The organism is Microbacterium sp. NPDC055910 (assembly GCF_042271185.1).
GTDB lineage: Bacteria > Actinomycetota > Actinomycetes > Actinomycetales > Microbacteriaceae > Microbacterium.
Window position 1 is genome coordinate 1 of the sequence record NZ_JBHJZS010000064.1, and the last position, 3,954, is coordinate 3,954.

Genomic DNA, 3,954 nt, shown 5'->3' on the forward strand with positions numbered 1-3,954 from the left:
GCCGCGCCCGCCCCGCCTCGCCGCGCCCGCCGCGCCCCGTCCGCTGTGCCGCCGTCCCGCAGCGCCCCGTCCGCCGCGCCGCTGTCCCGCAGCGCCGCTGTGCCGCCGTCCCGCAGCGCCCCGTGCCGCCGTCCCGCCGCGCCCGCCGCGCCGCTGTGCCGCCGCGCCGCTGTGCCGCCGTGCGCCCGCCCTGCCCTGCCCGCCCCGTCCCGCCGCTTGTATCGACTTGCGGCTTTTGCGTGAACCGCCCCGCGCGTCGTCGACAAAGGACGCAAGTCAACGGACGGGGTCGACGGGCGTCAGCGGCCCGAGGCGACGATGCGCGAGGTCAGCTGATGAGCGTGGGCGAGGAGCGTGCGGCCGAGCGTCGCGAGGCGGTCGGGGCCGAAACGGAAGTGCACGCCCGTCAGGCTCAGCGCCCACTGCGGATGCCCCTCGCGCGTGAACACCGCCGCGCCGATGCCGTAGCTGCCTTCGACGATGAGGCCGGGGTTCACGGCGTAGCCGCGCTCCTGCGTCTCGCGAAGTCGCGCCCGCAGGCGCGGCTCGCCGTGCGCTACGCCCCACTGACCATCGAGTTCAGGATGCCGCTCCAGATACTCGTCCACATCGTGAGGCGGCAGGAACGACAGAATCGCGAGCCCCGCCGACGCGACGCCGAGCGGAAACCGCACGCCCTCGGACAGCACGAACGACCGGATGGGGAAGCTGCCCTCTTCGCGCAGCAGGCACACCGTCTCATCGCCGCGGCGCACGGAGAGGAAGGCGCTCTCCTCGGTGCGCACGGCGAGCGAGCGGACGATGTCGCGCGCGATCCCCGTGATGTCGTAGCGGGATGCTGCGACCTGGCCCATGAGATAGAGCTCGGGGCCCGGAGTCCAGCGCCCCGTCTGCTCGTCCTGGTCGACGAGCCCCTCGTTCCGGAGCGCCTGCAGCAGTCGGTGCGCCGTCGGCCGGGTGAGCTCAGCGCGGCGGGCGAGGTCGGACACCGCCACCCCCTCACCGCCGCCCTGCGTCACGAGGCGGAGCAGGCGCGCCGCGCGGGCGACCGACTGCGCGCCGGGAATGGTCGCGGGAGTGTCCACGATATGGACGGTACGCCGATCCCGGTCCACATGGCAACCGTGGCCTGGCCTTCGCGCGTCCGGCTGGCGGAGGATGTGTGCACAACTCCTCAGGAATCACCACGCGTCCGTGGGCGACCCGCGGAAATCCGCTGGTCTCCGCGCCGGCACCAAAAGGACTTCTGGAGTTGTGCACAAGCACTCGCGCGAAGGAGCACATGTGATCGACAAGACGTGGGAATCGGCCGCAGCCGCGGTCGCAGACATCCCGGACGGCGCCTCACTCGCCGTCGGCGGATTCGGCCTCTCGGGCAACCCGATCGCCCTCATCGAGGCCCTGCTCGCGCAGGGCACGGGCGATCTCAGCATCGTGAGCAACAACTGCGGCGTCGATGACTGGGGGCTCGGGGTGCTGCTCAACGCCAAGCGCATCCGCAAGATGACCTCGTCGTACGTCGGCGAGAACAAGGAGTTCGAGCGGCAGTTCCTCTCGGGCGAGCTCGAACTCGAGCTCACTCCCCAGGGCACGCTCGCCGAGAAGCTCCGCGCGGGCGGCTCGGGCATCGCCGCCTTCTACACGCAGACCGGCGTCGGCACACAGGTCGCCGAGGGCGGACTCCCCCGCCGCTACGACGGCGACGGCGGCATCGCCGTGGCATCCCCCGCGAAGGACGTCCGCACGTTCGAGACCTCGGGTGAGCCGCGCGAGTACGTGCTCGAAGAGGCGATCGTGACCGACTACGCGCTCGTGCACGCACTCAAGGGCGACCGGCACGGAAACCTCGTCTTCAACAAGGCGGCACGCAACTTCAACCCGCTGGCCGCGATGGCCGGCCGCGTCTGCATCGCACAGGTCGAGGAGCTCGTCGAGCCCGGCGAACTCGACCCCGACAGCATCCACCTGCCCGGCATCTATGTGCACCGCATCATCGAGGTGGGCACCGACATCGAGAAGCGCATCGAGCGCCGCACCGTTCGAGAAGGGAACTGACATGGCACTGACTCGTCAAGAGATGGCCGCCCGCGCGGCGCTCGAGCTCGCTGACGGCGCATACGTCAACCTCGGGATTGGACTGCCGACGCTCGTGCCGAACTACGTCCCCGACGGCGTCACGGTCGTGCTGCAGTCCGAGAACGGGATCCTCGGGGTCGGGCCGTATCCGACGGAGGACAACGTCGATCCCGACCTCATCAACGCCGGCAAGGAGACCGTGACGACGCTGCCGGGCACGGCGTTCTTCGACTCGGCGATGAGCTTCGGCATGATCCGCGGCGGCAAGATCGACGCCGCGATCCTCGGCGCCATGCAGGTCTCGGCGAAGGGCGACCTCGCGAACTGGATGATCCCCGGCAAGATGGTCAAGGGCCCGGGCGGCGCGATGGATCTCGTGCACGGCGCGGGCAAGGTCATCGTGCTCATGGAGCACGTCGCGCGGGACGGCTCCGCCAAGATCGTCGACGACTGCTCGCTGCCCCTCACGGGCCGCGGCGTAGTCGACCGCATCATCACGGACCTCGCCGTCATCGACGTGACCGATGATGGTCTCGTGCTCATCGAGACCGCCCCGGGCGTCACGGTCGACGAGGTCGTCGCCGCGACCGAGCCGGAGCTCACCATCGCGATCGAAAGGACACCCGCATGAACACCGACGACATCGTCATCGTCGCCGCCGCGCGCACGCCGCAGGGGCGCCTCAAGGGCCAGCTCGCCTCGCTGACCGCACCGCAGCTGGGCTCGCTCGCGATCAAGGGCGCGCTCGACAAGAGCGGCATCCCGGCCGGGGCCGTCGACGCCGTGATCGTCGGGCAGGTGCTGGCCGCCGGGTCGGGGCAGAATGCCGCGCGCCAGGCCGCCGTCGGCGCCGGTATCGGCTGGGACGTGCACGCCGGCAGCGTCAACAAGGTCTGCCTCTCGGGGCTCACGGCCATCATCGACGCGGCGCGGATGCTGCGCGTCGGCGACGCGACGGTCGTCGTCGCCGCGGGCATGGAGTCGATGACCCGCTCGCCGCACCTGCTCATGGGGTCGCGCGACGGCTGGACCTACGGCTCGGTCGAGGTGCTCGACCACATGGCGCACGACGGCCTCACCGACGCGTACGACAACGAGAGCATGGGCACGTCGACCGAGCGCCACAACGAGCGGTTCGAGATCACGCGCGAAGCACAGGATGCCGTCGCGGCACGCTCGCACCAGCGCGCGGCCGCCGCATACGACGAGGGCGTCTTCGAGGCCGAGATCGTGCCGGTCGAGATCCCCCAGCGGCGCGGCGAGCCCGTCGTCGTGACGCGCGACGAAGGCATCCGGCCCGACACGACGGTCGAGTCCCTCGCCGGGCTTCGCCCCGCGTTCGCGAGGGACGGGTCGATCACGGCCGGCAACGCGTCGCAGATCTCCGACGGCGCCTCCGCCGTCGTGCTCACGACCCGTGCGCACGCCGACGCGAACGGCTGGGATGTGCTCGCGGTCGTCGGCGCCTCCGGCCAGGTCGCGGGGCCGGACAACTCGCTGCACGCGCAGCCGGCGCGCGCGATCGAGAAGGCGCTGGCCAAGCAGGGCATGAGCGCGTCCGACCTCGACCTCGTCGAGATCAACGAGGCCTTCGGCGCCGTCGTGGCCCGGTCGCAGACCGAGCTCGGTCTGTCGGATGACGTCGTCAACCCGCACGGCGGCGGCATCGCGATCGGCCACCCGATCGGCGCCTCCGGCAACCGCCTCGTCGTGCACGCCGTGCACGAACTCGTCCGCCGCGGCAGCGGTACGGCGGCGGTCGCCCTGTGCGGTGGCGGCGGTCAGGGCGACGCCCTCATCCTCACCCGCTGACCGGCACCCGGCACCTATACCGCGAGACTGCAACGGCAGGTCGAGACGGCGGGGTTCACCCGCTGG

At 71.4% G+C, this 3,954-nt stretch carries 4 protein-coding genes; 3 read left to right on the plus strand and 1 reads right to left on the minus strand.

Translation table 11 applies throughout. The features are described from left to right. Positions 1 to 299 precede the first annotated feature (299 nt). Positions 300 to 1,085, minus strand: coding sequence for an IclR family transcriptional regulator (locus ACFC3F_RS14960; protein WP_376131484.1), 786 nt, complete (start codon positions 1,083 to 1,085; stop codon positions 300 to 302). A gap of 199 nt (positions 1,086 to 1,284) precedes the next feature. On the opposite strand from ACFC3F_RS14960, the gene ACFC3F_RS14965 reads away from it, so the two are divergent. Genes ACFC3F_RS14965 through ACFC3F_RS14975 form a run of 3 tightly spaced genes read left to right on the plus strand, consistent with a single transcriptional unit; the run spans position 1,285 to position 3,888 of the window. Beyond that, positions 1,285 to 2,055, plus strand: coding sequence for a CoA transferase subunit A (locus tag ACFC3F_RS14965; protein ID WP_376131487.1), 771 nt, complete (start codon positions 1,285 to 1,287; stop codon positions 2,053 to 2,055). A gap of 1 nt (position 2,056) precedes the next feature. Beyond that, on the plus strand, positions 2,057 to 2,707 hold the full coding sequence (locus ACFC3F_RS14970; protein WP_376131490.1) for a CoA transferase subunit B: 651 nt from the start codon (positions 2,057 to 2,059) through the stop codon (positions 2,705 to 2,707). Next, positions 2,704 to 3,888: an acetyl-CoA C-acetyltransferase gene (locus ACFC3F_RS14975; protein ID WP_376131493.1), complete on the plus strand. Its 1,185-nt coding sequence runs from the start codon at positions 2,704 to 2,706 to the stop codon at positions 3,886 to 3,888. The genes ACFC3F_RS14970 and ACFC3F_RS14975 overlap by 4 nt, the downstream gene beginning before the upstream one ends. The last annotated feature ends 66 nt before the right edge of the window (positions 3,889 to 3,954 follow it).

Coding starts and splice junctions, on each gene's coding strand:
- ACFC3F_RS14970 (WP_376131490.1), top strand. CDS start 2,057: ATGGCACTGACTCGTCAAGAGATGGCCGCCCGCGCGGCGCTCGAGCTC.
- ACFC3F_RS14975 (WP_376131493.1), top strand. CDS start 2,704: ATGAACACCGACGACATCGTCATCGTCGCCGCCGCGCGCACGCCGCAG.